Origin of the sequence: Legionella maioricensis (genome assembly GCF_023618015.1) — a bacterium.
Lineage (GTDB): Bacteria > Pseudomonadota > Gammaproteobacteria > Legionellales > Legionellaceae > Legionella > Legionella maioricensis.
In genome coordinates this window covers 61608-82842 of record NZ_JAJKBJ010000013.1, presented here as the reverse complement: position 1 = coordinate 82842, position 21235 = coordinate 61608, and the positions used below count along the sequence as shown (strand labels likewise).

Sequence of the window (21235 nt, the reverse complement as noted above, 5' to 3'; positions counted from 1 at the left end):
CGAAAAAATAAAAATAAGAAGTATTGTATTATTTGGTTTCGTTCATGAAGATGAACAAGGCCGATTGATCTTAATTATTTTATAATATATTTTAGGTACAGTTACTTATTGCTCAACAATTCAATCCCTCAAACAATCCCATCAAGATGGATACAAAATAAAAAATGTTGGCACTTTTAAATAATATATAATTGGAACATTATTGATGAATAAAACATGGACTTACTTTTCGTTAACCTTAGCATTATATGGAACTACGGCTTTTGGTAGTGTTCTTTCAAAAGAATACCGAAGTTGGACTGGCTTTTATATCGGAGGAAATGCAGGATATTTATGGTCATCAAATAATATAATCAAAAATGATGGCCGAACTAATTTTGCAAATCCTCTTTTTTCACCCAACTCACGAACAATGTCATTTGCTCTGGCAGATCTGGGAACCAGGCACCTCTTTAATTCCTCAAAGGGTTTTATAGGAGGCGGACAAATCGGCTATAACTCTCAATTTTCCGAGAATCTTGTTATAGGTATTGATGCTGATTTGGATGCGATTGGCCAATCCAATGGTACCACCAATACTACCAACTCTGTTTCAACCGCGCTGTTAGGCACGTTGAATGCTAATATTGTAAACACTAAAAAGTTAAACTATGTAGGTCTTCTTAAAGGCCGCTTGGGTGTTCTTGTTGGGCCTTCATTTTTACTTTATGGCTCGGGCGCTTTTGCATATGGAGGCGGATCCCTGAAAACAAGTTATTCAGTAACAGAAACTAATTCTGCTTTCCCGTCTTTTTATGAAGAACTCAACGCCAGTAAACTTTTAGCGGGATGGGCTGCGGGCGGCGGTGCAGAACTGTTATTTTCACCATGCTGGAGTATGAAAGTAGAATATATTTACTATCAATTAGGACCACTACATACTCATCTGAATCTTACTCAAAATATAGCGACGACTCCTCCGGCTTCTTTTGCTGGGGCAATAGTAGATACATCAGCTAAATTTACGGAAAACACCATACGAGTTGGCCTAAATTACTTTTTTTCTTAAGAAACAAAGAATTAAGTAATCAAAGAAATAGATATCCATATTACCTACGTACCGCTCTTTATGCGCGGCACGTAGGCATTAAGTATCAATTAGTTCCCAAATGATTCTATGTCTACCCATTTCGCGAAGATATATCAGATCCCGAGGAGTTTGCCGAGAGGGAGCTCCTGAAATGACGTTTCTTAGGTCAATGGCAATGCGATTATTTCTACCCTAAGACGGTCTACTCCCTTATTAAAGGGTAAAACTGTGGTCGGTTTCATTTTTGTAAGGTAATTTAAAGTTACCAATTAAAGTAAGAACCTGCGATAGATATACGTATACCTCGGGTGTTTTTGAGGGGCCCTGGCCATAAACAAAATCAAGTAAGTCTATTTCTCCATAAGTTAAATTAAGAATGGGATGCAAAGGCGACAAACTATTTTCTTTCCCGTCTTCAAAGCGTTGTAATATATTTGCTAATACCCAATAAATATACCTCTCAGCAGGACTTATATCAGGAATTTTAGAACAAGCTTGATCCGCAGCAGTATGAGAGTTATCTGTAAACTCTGTTAACAATCCGAGTTTTTGAAAAGCCTTATTTATATCCTGGTAACTGTAACGAATAAATAATTTTCTCATCGCTTGATCTAATCTATCATGGTTCGCATATTCTGCTTTGATAAATTGTTCAAAGAGCAATAACCATTTTGGTTTTTTATCCTTAACCTCCTTTAATCCATCAATTGCCTGTTGAAGTTCTTTTCCTAAAACATAGTTTGGATTAGTAATGAGCAATTTGGCCAATCGAAATAAACGAGTGGGATCTTGCTCAAGTGAAGCAACAGGATCACCAATGGCTTCTATAATTCGGTCATTACGTAATTTTAATGCGTTAGAAAAACTGAACACTTCAAATTCTTTATCTGCAGTAAACTCACAATACAAAGCACTTAAATTAAAATCTCGATTTTTAAAATCCCCTTCCAAGATATTCTTTGGTTGTACTTCTTTTTGAGTCTTTACCGTAAAATCGATTGAAACTCCATTTTCAAAATCACAAAAAATTACTGGATGTTTTCCACTCCTTTTTTGAGCATTTATTTTCCTGGATTGCAGATGGTTTTGAATTAAACCCACGTCAGCATTAACTATCAGAATGTCATAATCATTGGGCTTTAAACCATCAAGAATATTGGCCGGGCCAGCACCTACAAAATAAAATTTTGCTTCAGGAAACTTAATTCTTAGCTCGTCAATTAATTGAATAACCTGTTGAGGAAATTTATCTCTATTAATAACGGGTTTTACAGGTACGGTAGGTGTTAATAAATAAGATGGAAAAAAAACAGAAGCCGAAGAACTTAATGATGGTTTCTTAACCTCAGAGTTAACCGAAGACTCTACCTTAGATGGCTTAATAGGAGTATGTATTATTGCAGTCTTGCTCCGAGACTCTTCTGCCTTAGTCCGTGACCCGTCAAGTTTAACCACTTTCGATTTAATCTGCGCTTCTTTGGATTTAATCTGCGCTTCTTTGAGTTTAATCTGCGCTTCTTTGAGTTTAATCTGCGCTTCTTTGGGTTTGATCTGCGCTTCTTTAGGTTTAATTTGCGTGTCTTTAGCTTGAATCTGCACTTCTTCAGGTTGAATCCGGCCCTCAGGTTTCACTTGAGCCCCTTTAAGTTTGGTTCGCGACTTTTTAGGTGCCATTTGAACCGCTACTTCAGGCGTATTCATAATCTCGTTTTCGGGTGCAGTGATACTTTTTATTTTAGATTTAACGGGAGTCTCTTTCCTGGATTTAATCGCAGGTTCTAATTTGGATTGAGTATTAGATTTCTGTCTGGTTTGACGTTTAATGGGAGTTAATGTCGCTGTATTTTCTACTTTACTTTCTATAGGATTAACAGATAATTGAGGTTCTTCATCTGTTTCTTGTATCTGAACATTATTATTTGGTACAGGGGCGCAGCATTCCCAAAGATAATTAACAAATCCCCTAATATAGCTTTTAATGGCATCAAAAAATAAATACATCTTACTTTCCTCAATATATTTTGCTAATCTCTCCCTTCAAAAATTATTCCCTTGAAAATTATCGCTTCCCGGTTTTTAAACCTGGGAAAAGTTCAGCTTTTTTGTCTGACGCTTGAATACAGTGCGAAATTAGTGACCTTAAACCAGCCTCAAAGGCCGAACATTATACACTATTAATAAAAAATTACCACAAACATTTGGCAAGAAAAGGATAGGATTATTATCCCTTTACCATTTAGAGTGATAAAGTTGTATTCTAAGTAAAATTAGAGTCAATCCATGTTAAAAACCACTCAGAAAATGCCCAATGGAGTTACCGATCTCTATTTCATCCAAGCATTTTCAACTTTTTCATTTGCCATCTTGTACTCTTCACTCCCACTTTACCTAACCAAGCAACTGGAAACTCCCAATACATCATCAAATAGTATTGTTGGCTTATTCTTAGCTTTCAATTATGTTTTACAATTAATAGGTGGCCTGATCGGAGGACGCTATCTTAGTAATCGATTTTTGTTTTTTATTACCATTATCATTCAAAGTATAGGTTTAATATTTTTAGCGCTATGTCATACCTCTTTGCTCTATATAGGCCTAAGTTTTTTCCTGGTAGGTTGTGGGCTAAATACCACCTGTTACAACAGCATGCTGACACAGCGTTTTAATCAATCGGACAGTCGAAGAAATAGTGCATTTATCTTAAGTTATGGAGCCATGAACATAGGCTTTTGTGCCGGTTATATTGCAAGTGGATTTTTTGATTATTCCAATCAATATCAATATCTGTTTTATGCCTGTATGATTACCAACGCAATTACCCTGTTCCTCATTGCTAAATCGTGGTCTCATCTTCTCGATAATAATACTCCCTTGATACAAGTCAAAAAATACACCGATCTTTTATCTAAAAATTTTATTGGCTTAATGATAAGCTTACTGCTCATTCCAGCAATGCTCTTATGTTTTCATTCAGCACATTTCAGTAATGGAGTAGTAGTCACTCTTAGTCTGATTATGTTTTTTATCATTCTAACTTTAGGGATGAAGCAAGGTTCTAAAGCTGACCAACAAAAAGTAATGGCTTATTTAATTTTGGCAGTCAGTTGCCTGGTGTTTTGGATGATTTATTTTACTGGCCCAATAGGCGTAACCCTCTTTATCAAAAATAATGCAGACAAAAATTTTTTTGGATTTGAACTCGCAACTCAGTGGATTAAAAATGTAAATCCATTGGTTATCGTTTTAGGAGCACCAATCTTAACAGGGCTCCTCAATAAACTAAAATCCAAAGGATATAACCCGTCTGTATCGCTTCAGTTTGTGTGGGCGTTCATCTTATTAGCTCTTTCTTTTGTCCTCCTCTCTTGCGGAGTTATTTTTTCCAATAGTGAAGGTTATACCCATCTTTATTGGGTGATAGGCTACATCATCCTGCAAGGCATGGCAGAATTACTCATTGGTCCAATAGGATATGCCATGATAGGACAAATAGCCCCACCTCAATTACAGGGAGTTTTAATGGGTACGTGGATGTTGGTTGCGGGGGTCGCTGCATCTCTATCCCATTATTTCTCAAATGCTATGGTCAAAACGGAATCCACGAACCCACTAATATCAAACCCTGATTTTCTTCATGTATTTAAACAGTTAAGCCTCTGGGCTTTACTTGGTGCCCTCTTTTTATATTTTATTTCTCGAAAAGTCAGAACACTGATTGATAACACCGATAGTTCTAAGAAAGAAAGCGTCGAAATGGTGACAACAGCCTAAAAATCCCCCCAAATCAACAAAAAATTTATTCTGATTGCCGTTGCAAGCTTAATTACTTTATTATCTGGATGCGTGCCTAAAATTCACCTGGATAAGAAACGATGCCCAGTCAATCGATTGTAAAAATGGGAAATAAGCAATTGGCTACCCCCTCTCTGCCTATAGAAAATAGTGAGCATTCTGAGCTCTCTGATCCTGCTTTTCTGGAACTGATTCAAAACATGAAAGATACCATGAAAAAAATGGAGGGCGTAGGAATTGCGGCTCCTCAGATAGGATGCAATAAGAGAGTCATTATGTTCGGTTTCGAAAAAAATACCCGATATCCTAATGAAAAACCCGTTCCTTATACCGTACTTATTAATCCAACAATTAAAATTCTTTCTGATGAAATGATTGACGGTTGGGAAGGATGTTTAAGCGTGCCGGGTATAAGAGGCCTGGTTCCTCGTTATAATCACATTGAATACAGCGGGTATGACCTGAAAGGAACATTAATTACTCGGGAGGCCCAAGGGTTTCATGCACGAATAGTCCAGCATGAATGCGATCATCTTGATGGGATTTTATATCCACAACGTTTAAAAGACATGCAATCATTCGGATTTGAGGATGAATTAAAGGCAATAATATTTCCGGAACAAGGTAAATAATGAATAACCCTTATCTTACTTTAATTCGCACTGCCTGGCGTTATGGCAAAACGCTGACGTCGCTCTATTGTGTTTTATTATCTTGTCTTTATTATTGCTCAAGGATTTATGAGTTTAAGCCCCCAGGCATTAGCTTTACGTCAAAAGTATCACGCAAAATCCTCCTGATTCAGGCCCTCCCTAGTACAAAGCCAATTAATAACCTATATTTATATTACTTAGTATAAAGATATGAATCCTCTCTGTGAAATCCAATAAGGAGAAGTAAGCCATGTCTGCCAGTCAAGAGGGATTATTTGGTTCGTCAAAACAGAGCAATAAATTGCCTTCCTATACATGTACCTACAATTTTTATGATGATGCACACTATTTCACCTACACCGAGTGTAAAGAAAAAATCATCGCTAAAATGACCTCGTGGAATATACCTCAGGATATGATCGTGTTCGATGATGAAAAAGAAACCATTAGATTCAAAGTATTTAGCGAACAGGAAATTGCCTATATTTTTGAAATTGGATATCTCGTCAGAACAAAAGAAACCCAGAGGGCTCTGGCTATGGATGTAAAAATATCGCTGAATGTAGATTATAGATCTTATTTGGAAAATAAAGTGAAACAACTCATATCGGGATCTAAAGACTTTTCAAAGCAATATAATTTTGACGAGTCTGAAAAAGAAAGCCAAGTTATTGAGTTGGGCACTTCAAACACCTTGGCAAGTATGTATCATTTAATGCCTGAAGAGGTAGCTCATGTCGTGATAGGTGAGAATCATAAGTCCCCCCGAGGCAAGTTAGCCATCATGAGCCCTGACAGTATTGCCTTATTAAAACAAAAAAAGGGTATTGTTTTACTAGAGCACCTATGCAGCGAATCGATGCAAACAGAGCTTGATAAAAGTGGTGAACATCAATCTTTATCTCCAATCCTAGAAATATACCTGAGAAAACTCGATAAAGCTCATGGTATTGTTAATGAAGACCAGGGATTTTATATGTTGGTAAAAACCCTGGTTGAAAACGGCATTCCTGTTTATGCAATTGATACCCAAGCATTATATAAAGAGACTATGGATGCACACAGTAATGTGGTTACTGAAAAAAGACAAATGGTTAATATCGAATGGAAGCTCAAAGCAGATGAAATTAGAGACAAACATCCTGAAAGCCTACTCGTTTCATTGGTAGGTGAAGGACATACTACTTTTTACATAAACTCAGTAAAGCCCTACTCTTTTCCTGTGTGCAGTTATGATCAAATGGTGGGCGGTGCGCTTTGGAGTATTGATAATGCGCGTCATAACACTTGGGCATGCGTGCAACCCGAACAACTTAAATTCTCTCTATTGCCCCTCAGAACAGAAGAAGAGATAAAAACGATGGAGGCTCTTGATGCTTTAATCAAGGAGCACGGGCAAGACATCAATCTCATAACCATCACAGGACCCTCAGCTGATGGAAAAATCACCATTCACTCTCAAGAAACGCAAAAGCAAAAATATGCGTTGAGAGATGATTTTTTCAAAAAAATATTGCATTTTGATAGTCCTGGTAATGGAGTCATTGAAAATGTGTCAGGAAGATATATATTTCATGTGAAGTTGGTTGATTTAGTGAATAATGAACAAATTCAGCTAAAATGTGCAGAGCTTGATTCCCAGCAACAGAATACCTTTCCTTAAATAGGCGTTCACAGAATATGCCTCTTTCGTTTTGCATGCCTTGTCCAAACAATCCAGAAAGAGGCCAGTTGAAAATCTGATCTGGATTGCTTTACTCTATTCGCAATGACGGCTGTGGGCCCCTGGTCCTACAAATGGCATAAACTGGCATCCATAATAACTCAGACACTTAATTATTTTTAATTTTTAAAAGATCAGATAAATCATCTGCGTGATCTTCCTCATCTTTTAATATTTCTTCTAACATTCGCCTTGTGGTTGGATCGCCTGTACCAAACCACTCAATCATTTCACGATAAACCATAATGGCAATCCGTTCGGCAATCAGATCTTCTTCTACTAATTTCAATAAATCCCGCCCTGTTCCATATTCTGTGGCAGTGCGTTGGGATATGGTCGCGGGGTTAAAGTCAGGATTTCCACCTAATTGATTTATTCGCTCAGCGATCATCATCATGTGCCTTTGCTCGTCATCCGCATGCTCTAAAAATTCTGCGGCGACCTGTGGTCTATCTATTCCCTGGGCAATAACCTGATGATGACGGTAGCGTAAAACACACATAATTTCAGTTGCTAAAGCATCATTTAGCAGTTTATAAACTTGTTCCAAATTCAAAGGATAATCTTGCGTCAGTGCCCCTTGCTCCAGAGATTGCTTCGCCATTTTTTTAATTTCTGCCAAATTTGAAGGCATTTCTTTTCGTTTTGCATCATCCATAATATTCTCCCTATTCGCGAACAAATCGCGGGACACGAAAGATCAATTGTTAACAAACTCTAGATAGACTGATCTTGGTTATACAGAACCATTATAGACCAACCCAACGGATAAATCGGTTCGTTGCTTTTAAGTTTATGCTAGGTCTTCTCTCAAAGCTCACTGAATAACTGGTTACCGTTTCATTCTTTGACAGATCGGCATTGAATCGAATGTCCTTGATTTTTCCCATATCTAAAATCTTCATTTGTGTTTCATAATAGCCTCTAACCATTATGATAACCGGAACGATAAAATTAATAGCATTTAAACCTTCCCTATCCTTTTCATTGCTATGAACCGCCAAGGTATGAAACTCAGCATTACTCAATGCGATGTATTCTGCATTGTTAATTTGACGCCTAAGCATGCGCCCCAAAGGAGCTTTGGCGTGAAATATTCGTTCATAATTATCTGCTGACATCGCTACTATAGGATTATCATCCGCGTGTTTCATGGTTTTACTGATGCTAGCAAAAAGGACGTCTTCTCGTTGCTCGCTGTTATCTGTTATTTTAGGTTCTTTTGGCAGGGTAATTGCGGTGGAGGTTGTTTTTATTTTATTGCAATTGAGAAATTTTGATTTTCCAAACCAGGCATCGCTTGGGTAATAAGCTACCAGTAATGATTTATCTTTAATGGTATTTATTATAGGTTGATAGAGGCCTAAAGGAAGAGCAGGACAGCCCCAACTACGACCAGGTCTTCCATATCTTTTAATGAACTGTTCCTCAACATACCAGCCGCCATGCATTACAACAGAGCGATTAGACGCATTATCATTAAAGTTCGCATCAAGACCATCCAAGCGTAAAGATAATCCTTCACGACCATAATAGGCTTGTTCAGTCTTATAAACGCCAATACTGCTGGCTTTACTGTTGAATTTATTTGAAAAGTAATTTGTTGCTAAAGTTCCAGATTTAATTCCATGTGACACATAGGTATAAAACAGCAGCTTCTTTTCTTTTAGATCAAATACCCACAGACGTTTCTCATTAGAGGGAAGAGAATAATCAATAATCGTTAAAATATTATTTCGATCGACATTATATTCCATGGCGCATCTTAAGGTCGTTAACACTTTATTGATAACGAGTTCATTTAATTGAGGAGCCTGTTGATGCAACATGTCACTGATTTCATTTAATGGCATTGTTATTGAGGGTATCTCGTTAACGACATTGTTCGCTACGCTAATTATTTTTTCCTGTACCAATGCAAAAGGAGGTAAAGAGAAGCCAGAATAGGTTACTGCTAAAAGCAATAGCAGAAGATGACTCATGATATGTCCTTTTTTATATTCTTAGTGTCCCCATATAATTTAATATAGCTCAAAATAAAACATATTGAGTCTATTTAAAAAATTGATTATTAAGGTCTATTGACTGTTCGTCTCTAAAGTCAGGTGTGCCCACTGCTATCAATAAAAAAATTATTCCAGAGACCTTAGGCGAAAAACGATCGTCTTTGCGTAGGAAGTGAAATCCAGGCTGGAATTTCAATTTAAACTTACAATTGCTTCGCTGAGCCTCGCAAAGACGGTTTATTAATCTGCTTTGTTAGCCAGAGAGGACGGAGGATGTTTCTTATACCAATTGATTTGACCCTTTAATTTTAAGATATGAAATTAATGTCACAAACATCATGGTGAATAGAGTAATCATTGCCATTGATCCATAAATATCTTTATGATCAGTCGCTCCTATAAACCCTACTAATTGCGATAAGCCTAGAATCCCATAGATAGCGACCGCTTCCAGCCAGAATATTTTACTGGAAAAAGCTGCCATTTTTCCTGGCGCAACGAGATCAAATTTTGCAAGATAAAAGGCAAAGCTTTGATAAATTATATAAATAACGAAAAACCAACCAAAATAATTTTGTAAGGGTACACCAAAATAAGCCCCCCCTGCTTTCCATACCCACAGAGAACCAACAGTTGAGCATAAGGGAGCAATGCAATGTTAGGAACAAGGTCGAGAAATGGTTTAAATAATTAATTCTTCTTTAATCCAGTATCTGCCTCTTTTTCATCCGAACTAAGCAATATTGTTAATCCTCTTTTTTAACAACATTGCCCAAATACTGACAATTTCCTTGAGTCTAAAAATCAGTCAACACAATTTTCCCTCTGGCCTGACCACTTTCAATCAAAGCATGCGCTTTTTTCAAATTAGCCGCATTAATCGCCCCCATACACTCTGCTACAGTCGTTTTTATTTTGCCTTGATCCACCAGACTTGCCATTTCGGCTAATATTTCATGCTGTCTTATCATATCGGGCGTTTTAAACATGGAGCGGGTGTACATCATTTCCCAATGAATGGAAATACTCTTGGGTTTGAATAGTTTGATATCCAAATGTTGCGGATCGTCAATCAAAGCAAATTTACCTTGTGGCTTTAATACCTCAATCAATGCTTTGGCATGTTCATCACTGTGAGTTAAGCTAATAACAAAATCTACCTCTGGATAATGTAAAGCCTGTAATTGAGATTTCAAATCGTTACGGTGATCAATAACATGATGAGCCCCATGATTAAGAATCCACTTCACTGAGTCTGGGCGTGAGGCCGTACCTATGATAGTTAAATTTGTTAGCTGTCTTGCTAATTGCACTAAAATAGAACCAACACCACCAGCAGCCCCCGTAATCAATAAGATGCCTTTTTCTGTTGGAGTTATTTTTAATCGATCGAATAAAAGCTCCCATGCCGTTAAACTGGTTAAAGGAAGCGCGGCTGCTTCTTGAAAGCTTAAAGACTTAGGCTTTTTAGCGACAATTCTTTCATCAACCAAATGAAATTCGCTATTAGTTCCAGCGCGAGTTATATCACCGGCATACCACACTTCATCGCCTGGTTTAAATGAAGTAACGTTTGCCCCTACTTCGATAACAGTACCCGCGGCATCCCATCCTAAAATCTTGGGGGTATTTCCTTCAGGTTGAACATTGCGCCTTATTTTAGTATCAACTGGATTCACTGCTACCGCTTTAACTGCTACAAGAATATCGTGATCTGAAGCTTTAGGAGTAGATAAAACTAAATCAACCAAGGCTTGCTCGTTATCAATGGGAAGTGATTGGTAATAACCTATAGCTTTCATATTTCATCCTTTAAAATACATAGAAATTCATTATAAAGTCAGATAATCACTTCCACAACATCGACTCCAAGCTCCATCACTAATATCGTTTTCCGGTGATTAGGCGAATCATCTATACTGTGAATTAAGATCAAAAACCTCATGAAAAGACAAAAATAAGGCTTAAAAAACAACTTCGTTTTTTCATATAAAGCAAGGAGAGGGTGATGAACGTTTTAAGTTTGATGGCACTTCTGATCGGTATCTCTATGACAGGGCATGCAGCCACAAATTCCTGTGAAAAACCAAAGCTGATTAAGCCTATTGAAAATTGGGATATTATTGCCTATAACGTGGCCGTCATCAAAACAGCGCCTTATTTTAGTGGTTCTAAATTAACCTATACGATGACCTATAAAAAAATTAAATCTAAAAATAAAGTGGCGATTAACAACAAAACTGGCGAACTAAAAATTGATGCAGAAACCAAAGATAACTTTGATCTCAAGATTTCAGCAAAAAACTCTTGCGGCTCTGTTGCAAGCTCTTTTAATGTTCTAATTGATGAAGAGGAATAGAGAGAATCTGATATTAAGTTACATGAACATTCTCAAAATTATAGTGCTTTATGAAAACTGGCTTAGGACAATACTTCTTGGGCCCGCGTTTTTTCTGAATTCCATTAAATATATTCCCTGCCATACTCCTAATAATAATTGATTCTCTTGAAAAGGAATGGTTAACGAAGTGCTGCATAATATAGATTTAATATGGGCTGGCATGTCATCATCCCCCTCTTCCTGATGTCTGTAACGATTGCTTTCAGGTACAAGGGCGCTAAAGAAATCATGCACATCCAGCAAAACATCTGATGAGGCATTTTCATTTAAGGCAAGGGCAGCTGAAGTGTGTTGAATGAAAAGATGCAGAATTCCAGTACCTTTAAGCTCTAAATGTTTGTTTATTTCATTGGTAATAAGATGTGCACCACAAGGTTTTGCAGGTATTTGGATTAGCTTATGGTTAATCATTATTTGAATTCCTCCATTACATTACGACCCTGAGTATAAATGATTATTCACTAATATTAATAGTGTCCCATTAGACGGCAAATCCCCCCCCTATAGCCTAGACTAATTATAATAGATACACTGATTAATGAATGAACTAATTTTCTTAGGAACAATCCATGAAAAGAAAATTTTTTAAAGAAACCCCGTTATCATTATTGGAAAAAAAAATTCTATCCTGTATTACCAACATTAATAGTTTAGATCCAGAAGAATGGCAAACCGTCCAAGAGTACCTCTTGGAACTGGAAAAATATGCACAGAATACAGAGTTTGAAAATGTTAGAGCTGGGTTAAAAAAAGAAGTACAAAAATGGCTTAGCTCAGAACTCATGAACACCGAACTGCCAGAATGCTTACTTCAAATTCCTTCAGAAGGAGATATAGAACAAATGAATGGTATGCCTGCAGGAGGAGCAGAAGATCAATCTGCACGCTTAATGCATATGACTCAAACCATAAAAAAAGAACAGGAAAAACACACATTGCTCTCTGTAATTAACACAGAACAAGTTGATCTGAGAATCTGGAATGAATTATTTGCCGCGATTAATAAGGGCTCGAAAAAAGAAGCATTTCAGCAGTTACGTCACATCGCATCCGAAGATACTCTTCTTCAATCCATACTTGCAGTGCATCCAATAGATTATTTGGAAAAAATAATCAGCTACTCCATTGAAGCGCAACGAACTGGAGTAAAAAAAATAAATGCAGATATTACCATTTCCCCTAACACCTTTGAACTGTTGATAAAAGATATTGCAACAACCTTAAAACACCCCGCAAAATGCCATTTTTCTTTTGGTTTACCTACTCATCACGCATTTAGTCGCGAAGGCTCTGGTTTTTGTATTTTCAATAAGATTGCCATATTAATGAAACATGCGGAATTGACGCACCAGAAACCTCTCAGATACGTCATTATTGGTACTGATGTGAATAGAGACAATGGATTATGCAATGTCTTAAGGGAGTCTCTCTCTCACATGAGTATATGTCATATCGATATTTTTGACTCAAGGGTCTATCCTTGCCAGGATCATGCTTTTATAGACTACGAGTTTAAGGCTCAAGGAAATCAAGAAAAGCAAGGGATTAAAAGCTGGCGTCAAAATCAAATGGAATATTTTGCCGTGGATTTAAAATTAACCACCCGTAGCTCTGTTTCAGTACATCCAGCCCTCCTGTTTGCCTTAGATAAAATAAAGGAACATATGGCTCATGCCAAAGAAAATGAGCAGAAAATAGTTATTTATTTACCAACCGGTTGGGATTCTCACGAAAATGAGACTGCGTTCTGCGGTAAGTTTATAAGTGACCGCATGATGACCTCATCAGAAGCCACTAGAACTCGTTATAATGATGGAGATTTAACCTTTTTTTATGAACGTATATTTACTCTTTATAAAGAAAATAAAGAATGTATTGAAAATATATATTGGGGATTAGAAGGAGGATATGATAGACCTATGTATGAAAGACAAATTAAATTAATGCTGCAAACTATAGATGATCAACTGCTTCAACCGGATTCAAACCAAAGTTTACATAGGATAAACTATTAAAATTGCTCTTATTCGTACTCGAATAAAAGGCCTTATTCTATACTTAAAACATTATTGGCGTAAAATCAGGGCGTGTTGATCATTCAATTATTGGAAGTGGCAAAACGTCGCGACAAAGATGAATTATCAACTCATAGTGAATGTGATTATTAAACTTGAAGTCAACAGTTGAATCGTAGCGATGGCTACTAACGCGTTGATTGAGTATCCAGAAAGGGAAGAATATGAACACTAAAAATTTTTGCACGCAATGCAACAATCCTCTGGAATCTGACGCTCTATTTTGTTCAAAATGCGGAGCTAAAGTGGGTGCGGCTACTATTCAATCTCAAACGGTAAAAAAACCCACTCCCATCATTGAACCTAAGAGTTCTAAATCGGGTAAAACAACCCTGCTTTTGTGTATTTTTTTGGGAATGCTTGGTGCCCATCGATTCTATGTCGGTAAAGTGTGGACTGGAATTTTAATGCTGCTTTCTGGAGGAGCGGTTGGAGTTTGGGTGCTTATTGATTTATTTTTAATTATTAAAAACAAATTTGAGGACAAAGAGGGAAATCAAATAGAGCTCACTCATAATTTGTCAAAACCCAAGGAATCGCTGCTCCTTGCAGGCTCAGTCATGGCATGGCTTGCCGTGTTTATGTCCTCTGTAGCCGCGGTAATAATGTATGCCACCAGTTCGCTGGTTACCGTGGTTGATAATCAACTGACTGCATTGCAAAAGGGACAAATTGAAAAAGCATATTCCTTTACCTCGACAGAATTCCAAAAAAACATTTCAATTGACCGCTTTAAGAATTTCGTCAGTCAATTCCCTGCATTAATAAATAATGCCAGTTCTACTTTTAGTGAACGGAAAATGGAAAATACCACCGGACGTCTGGTGGGGGTTTTAACTGCAAAAGACGGTACAAAAACCCCTGTTGCCTATCGATTAGTTCAAGAAAATGGGCAATGGAAAATCCTGGATATTCAAATACTGACTTCTCTACCAGGAGCGAGGTAATCTCAGAGATCGGTGCATCATCTAAGAATGAGTGGTGTATAAAATAACTTCAGGGACATTGCCTAATAAAAAAATAACTATCCCTCAGGACATGGGCCTAACCTACGCTTTCGGCATGTTACATTATCCCAGGATTTCGACTTGTCTTCATTCAGGTACGGATACTATTTGGCTTATTTTGAGTAAATGACACTCATGTTAACCCTTTAAAAAATATAATAAATTCATGATAAATTGAGTTCATGATTTATCAAACCTCTTCAGTTGTAAATCTTAAAGCCAAGTGATACTCTTTTTCCGATTTTTAAATAAATTAGGAGTAGGTAACATGATGTTAAAATCAAAATTGGCCGCTTTTGCTGGCGCTTTAATTCTTGCTGGTTCAGCGTTCTCCACTCAACAAGCACCATGCCCAGATATTAATGATATTAAGGCTGAAGGACTGTCTATGGCTGAACAAATTGCGCCAAATATCTATCTTACTTACAATATCAGCATGTACAACACTGCTTCTAACTGGGGCTTTATTATTGCGCCTTTAGAAGGTGATTCGGATGATGTTGCTCTGGATGCTGCTAATGAAATTTTAAGTACTATGAGTGCTCCTGGAGTTCCTGATCAACACAGTGGCGCTATGGTTTGTACTTATGATACAGGTCATCAAAACGTGGTTGCCGCTGCAATTCAAGATGATGAATCCATATCACCTATGAAATTAAAACAATACTTCCAAAAAAATCATTAATAAACTTAATGAAGCCCGTTAAATTTACGGGCTTTGTTTTTACCACTTAATTCCGAATTCAATTCTCTGTTTTCCCAGTTTCTAAATGAATGGTGCGAAAAAATTTATGGATTATTGGGGAAAGCATAATAACGACAATAGCAATAAAAGCCAGGCCACTAAATAATGCATATAAGCCTGCAAATATTTTTCCTGCGTTTGTAGTAAGATTAGCAGCAGGCCCCATTCCAGAAAGAATCATAGAAGCATTTAAAAAGGAATCCACCCAACTCATTCTTTCAAAAAAATGATAACCGAACATTCCTATATAAAGTGCAACAGCAATCAACATAAAACCAATAAATGTGTTACGCATTAAATGCAAATATAAATTTTTTGGTGTTTTGAATCGATGCTTTCTTTTTCTCATTGCTTCTCTTCCCTCTATCTTATTAACCTTTTTCACCCTGAGTATCTCGAAAAATTTTATTCCAAATGAGCCAAAGCCATTTTAATATCAGGCCATTGAAATTCAAATCCTGCTTCTAAAAGACGTTTAGGCACTACTCTCTGTCCGTGATTGATGAGATGTTCCCCCATTTCACCTAACAATAAACGTATTACAAAAGCAGGGGTAGTCAGCAATAAAGGTCTATGAAGAGATTGAGCAAACGCTTTGGCAAATTCTTTTTGCATGCAAGGATTAGGAGAAGTAACATTCACGGGACCGGTGAGCTCAGGATGAGCAAACAAAAATCGGTAGGCATTGACCAGATCCCTGCTGTCAATCCAAGATAAGGTTTGTCGACCATCGCCAATAACGCTACCTAGTCCACATATAAAACTAGGGTATAATTTACCTAAAAAACCTTTCCCCTTTTTTAAAACCACCCCAAAACGTGTTGTGGTCACTGCTATCCCAGTATCTTCGGCCTCTTTTAAAGCCTGCTGCCACCGTATGCCTATTTCACTTAAGAAATCTTTTGGATGAGAAAAATCAATTTCTGTATCTTCGTCTAACACGGTAGGATCTCCATTTTGTTGAAGTCCATAAATCCCCACAGCATTAGCACAGTAAATATGCGGTTTGGCATTTTGTTTTAATATCCATTGCACTAGAATTTCGGTTGTTTGGATGCGGGAGCGAATAATTTCTTCTTTAACCTTAGGACTCCAGCGAGATGCTATATTTAGTCCGCACAAATTAATTACCGCATCAAACTGGCTTGCATCTAAATGGTCCAACTCATCCCAAGAAACAGAAATGGTTCCATTATGAAAAACTTGACGCAATGAATCTTTATGGCGCCCTAGTGCAGTAAACTGGTGTTCCTTATGCATTCCATTAATTAATTCCTGCCCAATTAACCCGGTAGCTCCTGCAATTAAAATATTCACGATAGAATAATTCTCCTTTTAGTTCACGGTACCATTTATAATATTTATGGCTAATAAAAAGTGATATGGCGATGTTCTTTTAAGCATTACTGCCTTATTAATACTCTCAATTACACTACTTTATTCTGCATTACGATCTACAATGCTCTGACTCTTAAAATAGTGAAGGCGAAAAAGATTGTTCCAGAATAGAATCATCCGGCTCAGTAACTCTGGAAGCTGAGTTCATATTAAATAATTCTTCCAGGCTTCTCGTCAAATACCTCACCTCTGCTTTGCTGGGAGATGTATAAGGTATAATTTGTGTTTCACTGGTGATTTCTATACTAATCTTCTCTTGTAACCGGTCTTTTATCTCTTGATTTATATCCGGATGATGTACAATAGCACTCAATTCTTTTGCCAATTCATTTTTATATTCTACTTCAAAACGCGCCAAATGCTCTTTCATTTCACGGGCGCTATCAATCATCACTGCAGTATCGGATTTAAATAGAGAGAATATTTGGGCAAAAAAATTAGAAAGCCTCACTAAAAAACCATCATGCGTTTGAATAAACTGAGTTAAAACACCAGTGGATTCTTTGATGACATTAAGATGCCAAACCATACCCGTTAAAAAGTCAGAAACCGCTCTGTATCGCTGCAACGCGTCCCTCGCTGCACTATTTGCCTTAACTAACAAAATCAGGTTATCGGTAGACTCCTGAGCTATCAGCTTCTCCAACTCTATATTTTCATTAGATAATTGATGATTTAAAATAGCTATTTCCCTATCCGTAACCGAATACTCCTGATTCAAAGTTGATATGCCGGCACAGGCTAAATCTTTTAATCTGGCTTTACATTCACTATCCAAAGTAGGTATTTGAGAGATAACGGCATCCTGCACTTTTTGTGGTGTACAAACCCGATAAAAGAGGGTTATTGTTGATGTTGCCTGACTGACGCGGCGAAGCACTTGCTGATATAATAGGGGATTCTTTAGCTGCTCTATTTTTTCTACTAATTGCTCTTTTTTAAGCCCCTTACATTTATCCATAAGAAGATTAAACGATTCAAAATTAGAATTTATTAACTCTAAAAAATATTGCCTGTCTCTGATTTTTTTATCATTTTCTTCAACAGCATTAAAAAGGCTCTGAACTTTTTCTATTTTTAACCTTATGCTCTCTTTTTTATTTCTTTTAGAAATTAACCGATTAAGCCCTTCTATCACCTTATTCATTCTATCTTCTACTAAAATGAATTCTTCATCCTCTGTATTAGAACTCTTTATCAGCGCCAGAAAGTCAGCATTAAAATAATCTTGTATGGTATTTTTTACAGGGTCGATGAGCGGTTCTGCTTTCCCCCCTAACAAAGAAGCAGTTTCTTCTTTTCCTTCATCACCGTATTCACTTGAGGTCACTCTCTCGTCAATATCCTGAGTCATTGAAGACTCATCCAGGATCTTATCTAGCTGCTTCACTTTATCTTCAGTCATCCGCAACAAAATAGTTACTTCTTCTTTTATTTTATTTAAATCTACGAGGGCATTAACTGCCATTGTCTGCCACCAACTGAATTGGCTCATTGACAAGTTCATAATATTTAATAAAGTATAAAGATCAAAGCACAAGGCTTTTGCCAGTTTTTTATCCGCAAGGAGTCGAGGATTCAGATTTAATAATTTCTTGGTTTTTGTAATTAAATCAGCGGCTTTTTGTGCGGCATTATATCGTGGATTATCATAAATCTCTTCAATGATATTGCTTAGGTCACTCAGTAAAACTCTTTCAGTGATTCTGGTAACAGGTATTTCATCCAGCGCTTCTTCAATTTGAAGTTTACAATACAATAAAGCCCCGTAAGAACGTTTTTCATATCGATTCAAGGCTACATATTGTTCTGATTGACTGTCTAAAAAATCAACTCTAATGGCATCCAACTGTTTCACTGAATTAACATAATCACTCACAAGAAGAGCAGACTCTAAGATGTTTTGTTCCTCATCAGCCTTTTTACCACGCCATTCTCCAAAACGTTCTCTTTTTGCAAGCATAGGATTCCTGATAACCTGATTGGATATTTAATCCGCATTTTTAAAACTAATCACTTAACCTCATGATTTAATATACATTAAGTTAAATTTTTTTTAACTTTTTATTATTCTGAATCATCGGATTTAATAATATAGCAATGAAAATGTCTTTTTCTTTACAATAGAGAATTTGAGTTCATTCCTATCCATAACAGACACTGTATGTCAGCCAGAGGATATTGCGACGTGGGGGATCATGAAATAGGCATGAGCCACATTTGAGAGATCCTTTGCTTCGCTCTGGATGACGTTAAACCACTCTGGATGACGTTTATTAAGGCAGTGGTTCTCAGTTTTAATAGCTCGATATGCTATAAGGAAAATCTTCTTAACCTGAGGGTTATGAAATGGATTCCCGCCTTAGCGGGAAAGGCATGAATGATTAAATAAGGAACTTACTTAGTTAAGGGCGGTATATCTGAAGCAGGTTTTAGAGTTCGTAGCAGAAACCCATCCATTTTTCATATAGCAAATATGTCTAATTGACTTTGTGGGTTTGCTCGTTTTAATTGATCGGTATTATTTAAAGTGAATTGTTCTTTATTTGCATTATTCGCGCCAATCATCGATGGCATTTCAATAAACTGCCATAAAACAGAGGGGATTTTTTCCAAATAAATTTCTTGTAAAAATTGTTGTATATTACTTGTATCCTGGATTGTATCTTCCCCCGCATCACGGTCATTTTCTTGGGATTGCTCTGGAGTAACCAAATCAGCTGGCTCCATATCCTGTGTTTGCGGTTCCCAGGGGGTATTAATAGAAAAGTCCACATAAGAACTATCCACTGGTGTTACTAAGGTAGTAGCAGCAACATTACTGGATAAAAATACACCGTTGATAATTGATAATAAGCGAAGACACTTCATGAATAGTTCCTTCATCTAAAAATGAAGTATATTTTTACACCATGTGAGAAATTAATCAACCATTTTGTTGCTTATTAACATAAAATGGAGAATAAATATCATTTCATGCCACCCCAGAAAGCCAATTGTTTACCGGAAAAAGAGAAATAATGCGTTAATTGCTGTAGCTACTCGTTTCCTACACCTCTTCGAAAGAAGCAATGCTAACTGGTTAAAAATAAACTATTATTATTTTATAATCTGGTTGGAGAATAATCATGGCCTTTAAAAAAAGTATCTGCCTTTTTGCCTTGATAGGCTTACTCCTCGGTTTTATTATTGACTTTTGGGCTCGCTATCAGAATGTCGCCCTGTTTTATCCTACTTTAGTTAGTATTTTTAGTTATTTATACGTACTGGCCTATGATGAAAAAAATGTTTTCCGTTTAATTGGAACCAGTTTTATCGCTGCTTTGTTCCTCTCATTACCCTTGCTCGGCCTCAATTTTAATAGTCCGACCTTTAATGATGTGCATTTTATTAGTTTTATTATCGCATTTCCGCTATTTGTCTACATCGGACACTGTTTTCATTATGCTTATCATCATGATAATACCTGGGACATTGATTACAGCACCTTATTTGCAGCGGTATGGAATACTATTTTATTATTATTTGTAGCTTCAGTCTTTGCCTTTTTAGGCCACATGCTTATTATGTTAGCCGCTTTTATTTTTAAAACGGTAGGTAATTCCTACTTATGGGATTTATTTTGGATTAACCCTCATTTTCGATTCATTATGAGCGTGACTTTATTTTTTATTGGCTTGGGAGTGGGGCAGCAAAATATAGAGATTATATACAACATGCGCTTTTTACTCTTGAAAATGATGTATTATCTCTTCCCGTTTTTAGCAGTCATCAGTACCTTATATTTTATCCTTTATTTAGGCCACTTATTCTCTACTGAAAAAGAATCGATAAATCCTCTAACCGTTTTATTACCTTTATCTATTCTTGGAATTATATTTTTTAATGCTTACTTTCAAGATGGAACAACCTATAAAGACACCCCCATCTGGTTAAAAACGTCATTACGCGTCTATAGAGGGGTTTTATTTATCCTAATCCTGATGATGTCTTATAGAATAGGCCACGAAGCCTCATTAGATATTAATGTCTTAATTTATTTATTCATGGTTATTTTATTAGGCTTTACTTACGCCATTACTGCCCTGGTATCTGAGCCCATGGAACAAAAATGGATTCGCATAGGAAATGTGTGTACTGCTTTATTTTTTATCATTGCCTTATTTCTGGTTAACCTGCCCTATGCTCCTGTAAAATTTAGCATAGGCTCTGATAAACCTTCTGTTACTCAACTCCCCAGTACGGTGGGAGCAAGCCAGGAACCGACCTCACCATAGTGAAGTAATTTCTCTTATTAAGGTATAAAAAAACCCTATAACCATTATAGGGTTTTTCTTAGGATTTGCACTGCGTGCTCAGTTGCCAG

19 protein-coding genes and 1 pseudogene are annotated in these 21235 nt (G+C 36.8%); 9 read left to right on the top strand and 11 right to left on the bottom strand.

Features of this window, described 5'->3' with window-relative positions; genetic code table 11:
- The first annotated feature begins 205 nt into the window (after nucleotides 1-205).
- Entirely contained in the window at nucleotides 206-1048 is an 843-nt protein-coding gene (locus tag LOX96_RS11600) for an outer membrane protein (RefSeq protein ID WP_250421960.1), read from the top strand.
- A gap of 234 nt (nucleotides 1049-1282) precedes the next feature.
- Here the strand turns inward: LOX96_RS11600 and LOX96_RS11595 are convergent, their stop codons facing one another.
- Nucleotides 1283-3070 (bottom strand): tRNA nucleotidyltransferase/poly(A) polymerase family protein, encoded by a 1788-nt coding sequence (locus LOX96_RS11595; protein ID WP_250421959.1) that lies wholly within the window; start codon nucleotides 3068-3070, stop codon nucleotides 1283-1285.
- A 279-nt stretch (nucleotides 3071-3349) separates the two neighbouring features.
- On the opposite strand from LOX96_RS11595, the gene LOX96_RS11590 reads away from it, so the two are divergent.
- The 3 genes from LOX96_RS11590 (at nucleotide 3350) to LOX96_RS11580 (ending at nucleotide 7177) form a co-directional block, all read left to right on the top strand.
- The gene (locus LOX96_RS11590) at nucleotides 3350-4840 is read left to right on the top strand and encodes a peptide MFS transporter (protein ID WP_250421957.1); all 1491 of its coding nucleotides are present in this window, start codon (nucleotides 3350-3352) and stop codon (nucleotides 4838-4840) included.
- Nucleotides 4841-4941: 101 nt separating this feature from the next.
- The gene (def, locus tag LOX96_RS11585) at nucleotides 4942-5493 is read left to right on the top strand and encodes a peptide deformylase (RefSeq protein ID WP_250421955.1); all 552 of its coding nucleotides are present in this window, start codon (nucleotides 4942-4944) and stop codon (nucleotides 5491-5493) included.
- A 271-nt stretch (nucleotides 5494-5764) separates the two neighbouring features.
- Nucleotides 5765-7177 carry a TraB/GumN family protein gene (locus LOX96_RS11580; protein ID WP_250421953.1) on the top strand — a complete coding sequence of 471 codons (1413 nt, stop codon included), beginning with the start codon at nucleotides 5765-5767 and terminating at the stop codon, nucleotides 7175-7177.
- A gap of 169 nt (nucleotides 7178-7346) precedes the next feature.
- Here the strand turns inward: LOX96_RS11580 and LOX96_RS11575 are convergent, their stop codons facing one another.
- From LOX96_RS11575 to LOX96_RS11555, 5 genes and pseudogenes are all read right to left on the bottom strand, one after another.
- Nucleotides 7347-7895, bottom strand: a complete 549-nt coding sequence (locus tag LOX96_RS11575) for a ferritin-like domain-containing protein (RefSeq protein ID WP_250421952.1) — start codon at nucleotides 7893-7895, stop codon at nucleotides 7347-7349.
- Between the two features lie 91 nt (nucleotides 7896-7986).
- A complete protein-coding gene (locus LOX96_RS11570; protein ID WP_250421950.1) occupies nucleotides 7987-9219 on the bottom strand; it encodes a murein L,D-transpeptidase catalytic domain family protein in 1233 nt (410 codons plus the stop codon).
- 304 nt (nucleotides 9220-9523) lie between these two features.
- Entirely contained in the window at nucleotides 9524-9727 is a 204-nt protein-coding gene (locus LOX96_RS11565) for a hypothetical protein (RefSeq protein ID WP_250421949.1), read from the bottom strand.
- Nucleotides 9728-9745: 18 nt separating this feature from the next.
- Nucleotides 9746-9895, bottom strand: a pseudogene (locus LOX96_RS17570) (carotenoid biosynthesis protein); the annotation flags it as partial.
- 145 nt (nucleotides 9896-10040) lie between these two features.
- A complete protein-coding gene (locus LOX96_RS11555) occupies nucleotides 10041-11045 on the bottom strand; it encodes a zinc-binding alcohol dehydrogenase family protein (protein WP_250421948.1) in 1005 nt (334 codons plus the stop codon).
- A gap of 206 nt (nucleotides 11046-11251) precedes the next feature.
- Between LOX96_RS11555 and LOX96_RS11550 the strand changes: the two genes are divergently transcribed.
- Entirely contained in the window at nucleotides 11252-11602 is a 351-nt protein-coding gene (locus LOX96_RS11550; RefSeq protein WP_250421947.1) for a hypothetical protein, read from the top strand.
- A 48-nt stretch (nucleotides 11603-11650) separates the two neighbouring features.
- On the opposite strand, the gene LOX96_RS11545 is transcribed toward LOX96_RS11550, so the two are convergent.
- Nucleotides 11651-12055, bottom strand: coding sequence for a secondary thiamine-phosphate synthase enzyme YjbQ (locus tag LOX96_RS11545; protein ID WP_250421946.1), 405 nt, complete (start codon nucleotides 12053-12055; stop codon nucleotides 11651-11653).
- A 158-nt stretch (nucleotides 12056-12213) separates the two neighbouring features.
- On the opposite strand from LOX96_RS11545, the gene LOX96_RS11540 reads away from it, so the two are divergent.
- The 3 genes from LOX96_RS11540 to LOX96_RS11530 all read left to right on the top strand — a co-directional run bounded on the left by LOX96_RS11540 (nucleotide 12214) and on the right by LOX96_RS11530 (nucleotide 15411).
- The gene (locus tag LOX96_RS11540; protein WP_250421945.1) at nucleotides 12214-13659 is read left to right on the top strand and encodes an arginase family protein; all 1446 of its coding nucleotides are present in this window, start codon (nucleotides 12214-12216) and stop codon (nucleotides 13657-13659) included.
- A 224-nt stretch (nucleotides 13660-13883) separates the two neighbouring features.
- Nucleotides 13884-14666 carry a DUF4864 domain-containing protein gene (locus LOX96_RS11535; RefSeq protein ID WP_250421944.1) on the top strand — a complete coding sequence of 261 codons (783 nt, stop codon included), beginning with the start codon at nucleotides 13884-13886 and terminating at the stop codon, nucleotides 14664-14666.
- 328 nt (nucleotides 14667-14994) lie between these two features.
- On the top strand, nucleotides 14995-15411 hold the full coding sequence (locus LOX96_RS11530; RefSeq protein ID WP_250421943.1) for a DUF4949 domain-containing protein: 417 nt from the start codon (nucleotides 14995-14997) through the stop codon (nucleotides 15409-15411).
- Nucleotides 15412-15469: 58 nt separating this feature from the next.
- On the opposite strand, the gene LOX96_RS11525 is transcribed toward LOX96_RS11530, so the two are convergent.
- The 4 genes from LOX96_RS11525 to LOX96_RS11510 all read right to left on the bottom strand — a co-directional run bounded on the left by LOX96_RS11525 (nucleotide 15470) and on the right by LOX96_RS11510 (nucleotide 19740).
- Nucleotides 15470-15856: a hypothetical protein gene (locus LOX96_RS11525; protein ID WP_250421942.1), complete on the bottom strand. Its 387-nt coding sequence runs from the start codon at nucleotides 15854-15856 to the stop codon at nucleotides 15470-15472.
- 20 nt (nucleotides 15857-15876) lie between these two features.
- A complete protein-coding gene (locus tag LOX96_RS11520; protein ID WP_250421940.1) occupies nucleotides 15877-16788 on the bottom strand; it encodes a TIGR01777 family oxidoreductase in 912 nt (303 codons plus the stop codon).
- Nucleotides 16789-16942: 154 nt separating this feature from the next.
- Nucleotides 16943-18832: a hypothetical protein gene (locus LOX96_RS11515; protein ID WP_250421938.1), complete on the bottom strand. Its 1890-nt coding sequence runs from the start codon at nucleotides 18830-18832 to the stop codon at nucleotides 16943-16945.
- A 500-nt stretch (nucleotides 18833-19332) separates the two neighbouring features.
- Nucleotides 19333-19740, bottom strand: a complete 408-nt coding sequence (locus LOX96_RS11510) for a glycoside hydrolase family 18 protein (protein ID WP_250421937.1) — start codon at nucleotides 19738-19740, stop codon at nucleotides 19333-19335.
- A gap of 257 nt (nucleotides 19741-19997) precedes the next feature.
- On the opposite strand from LOX96_RS11510, the gene LOX96_RS11505 reads away from it, so the two are divergent.
- Complete coding sequence (locus LOX96_RS11505; protein ID WP_250421936.1) at nucleotides 19998-21146, top strand: hypothetical protein; 1149 nt, start codon at nucleotides 19998-20000, stop codon at nucleotides 21144-21146.
- Nucleotides 21147-21235 lie beyond the last annotated feature (89 nt).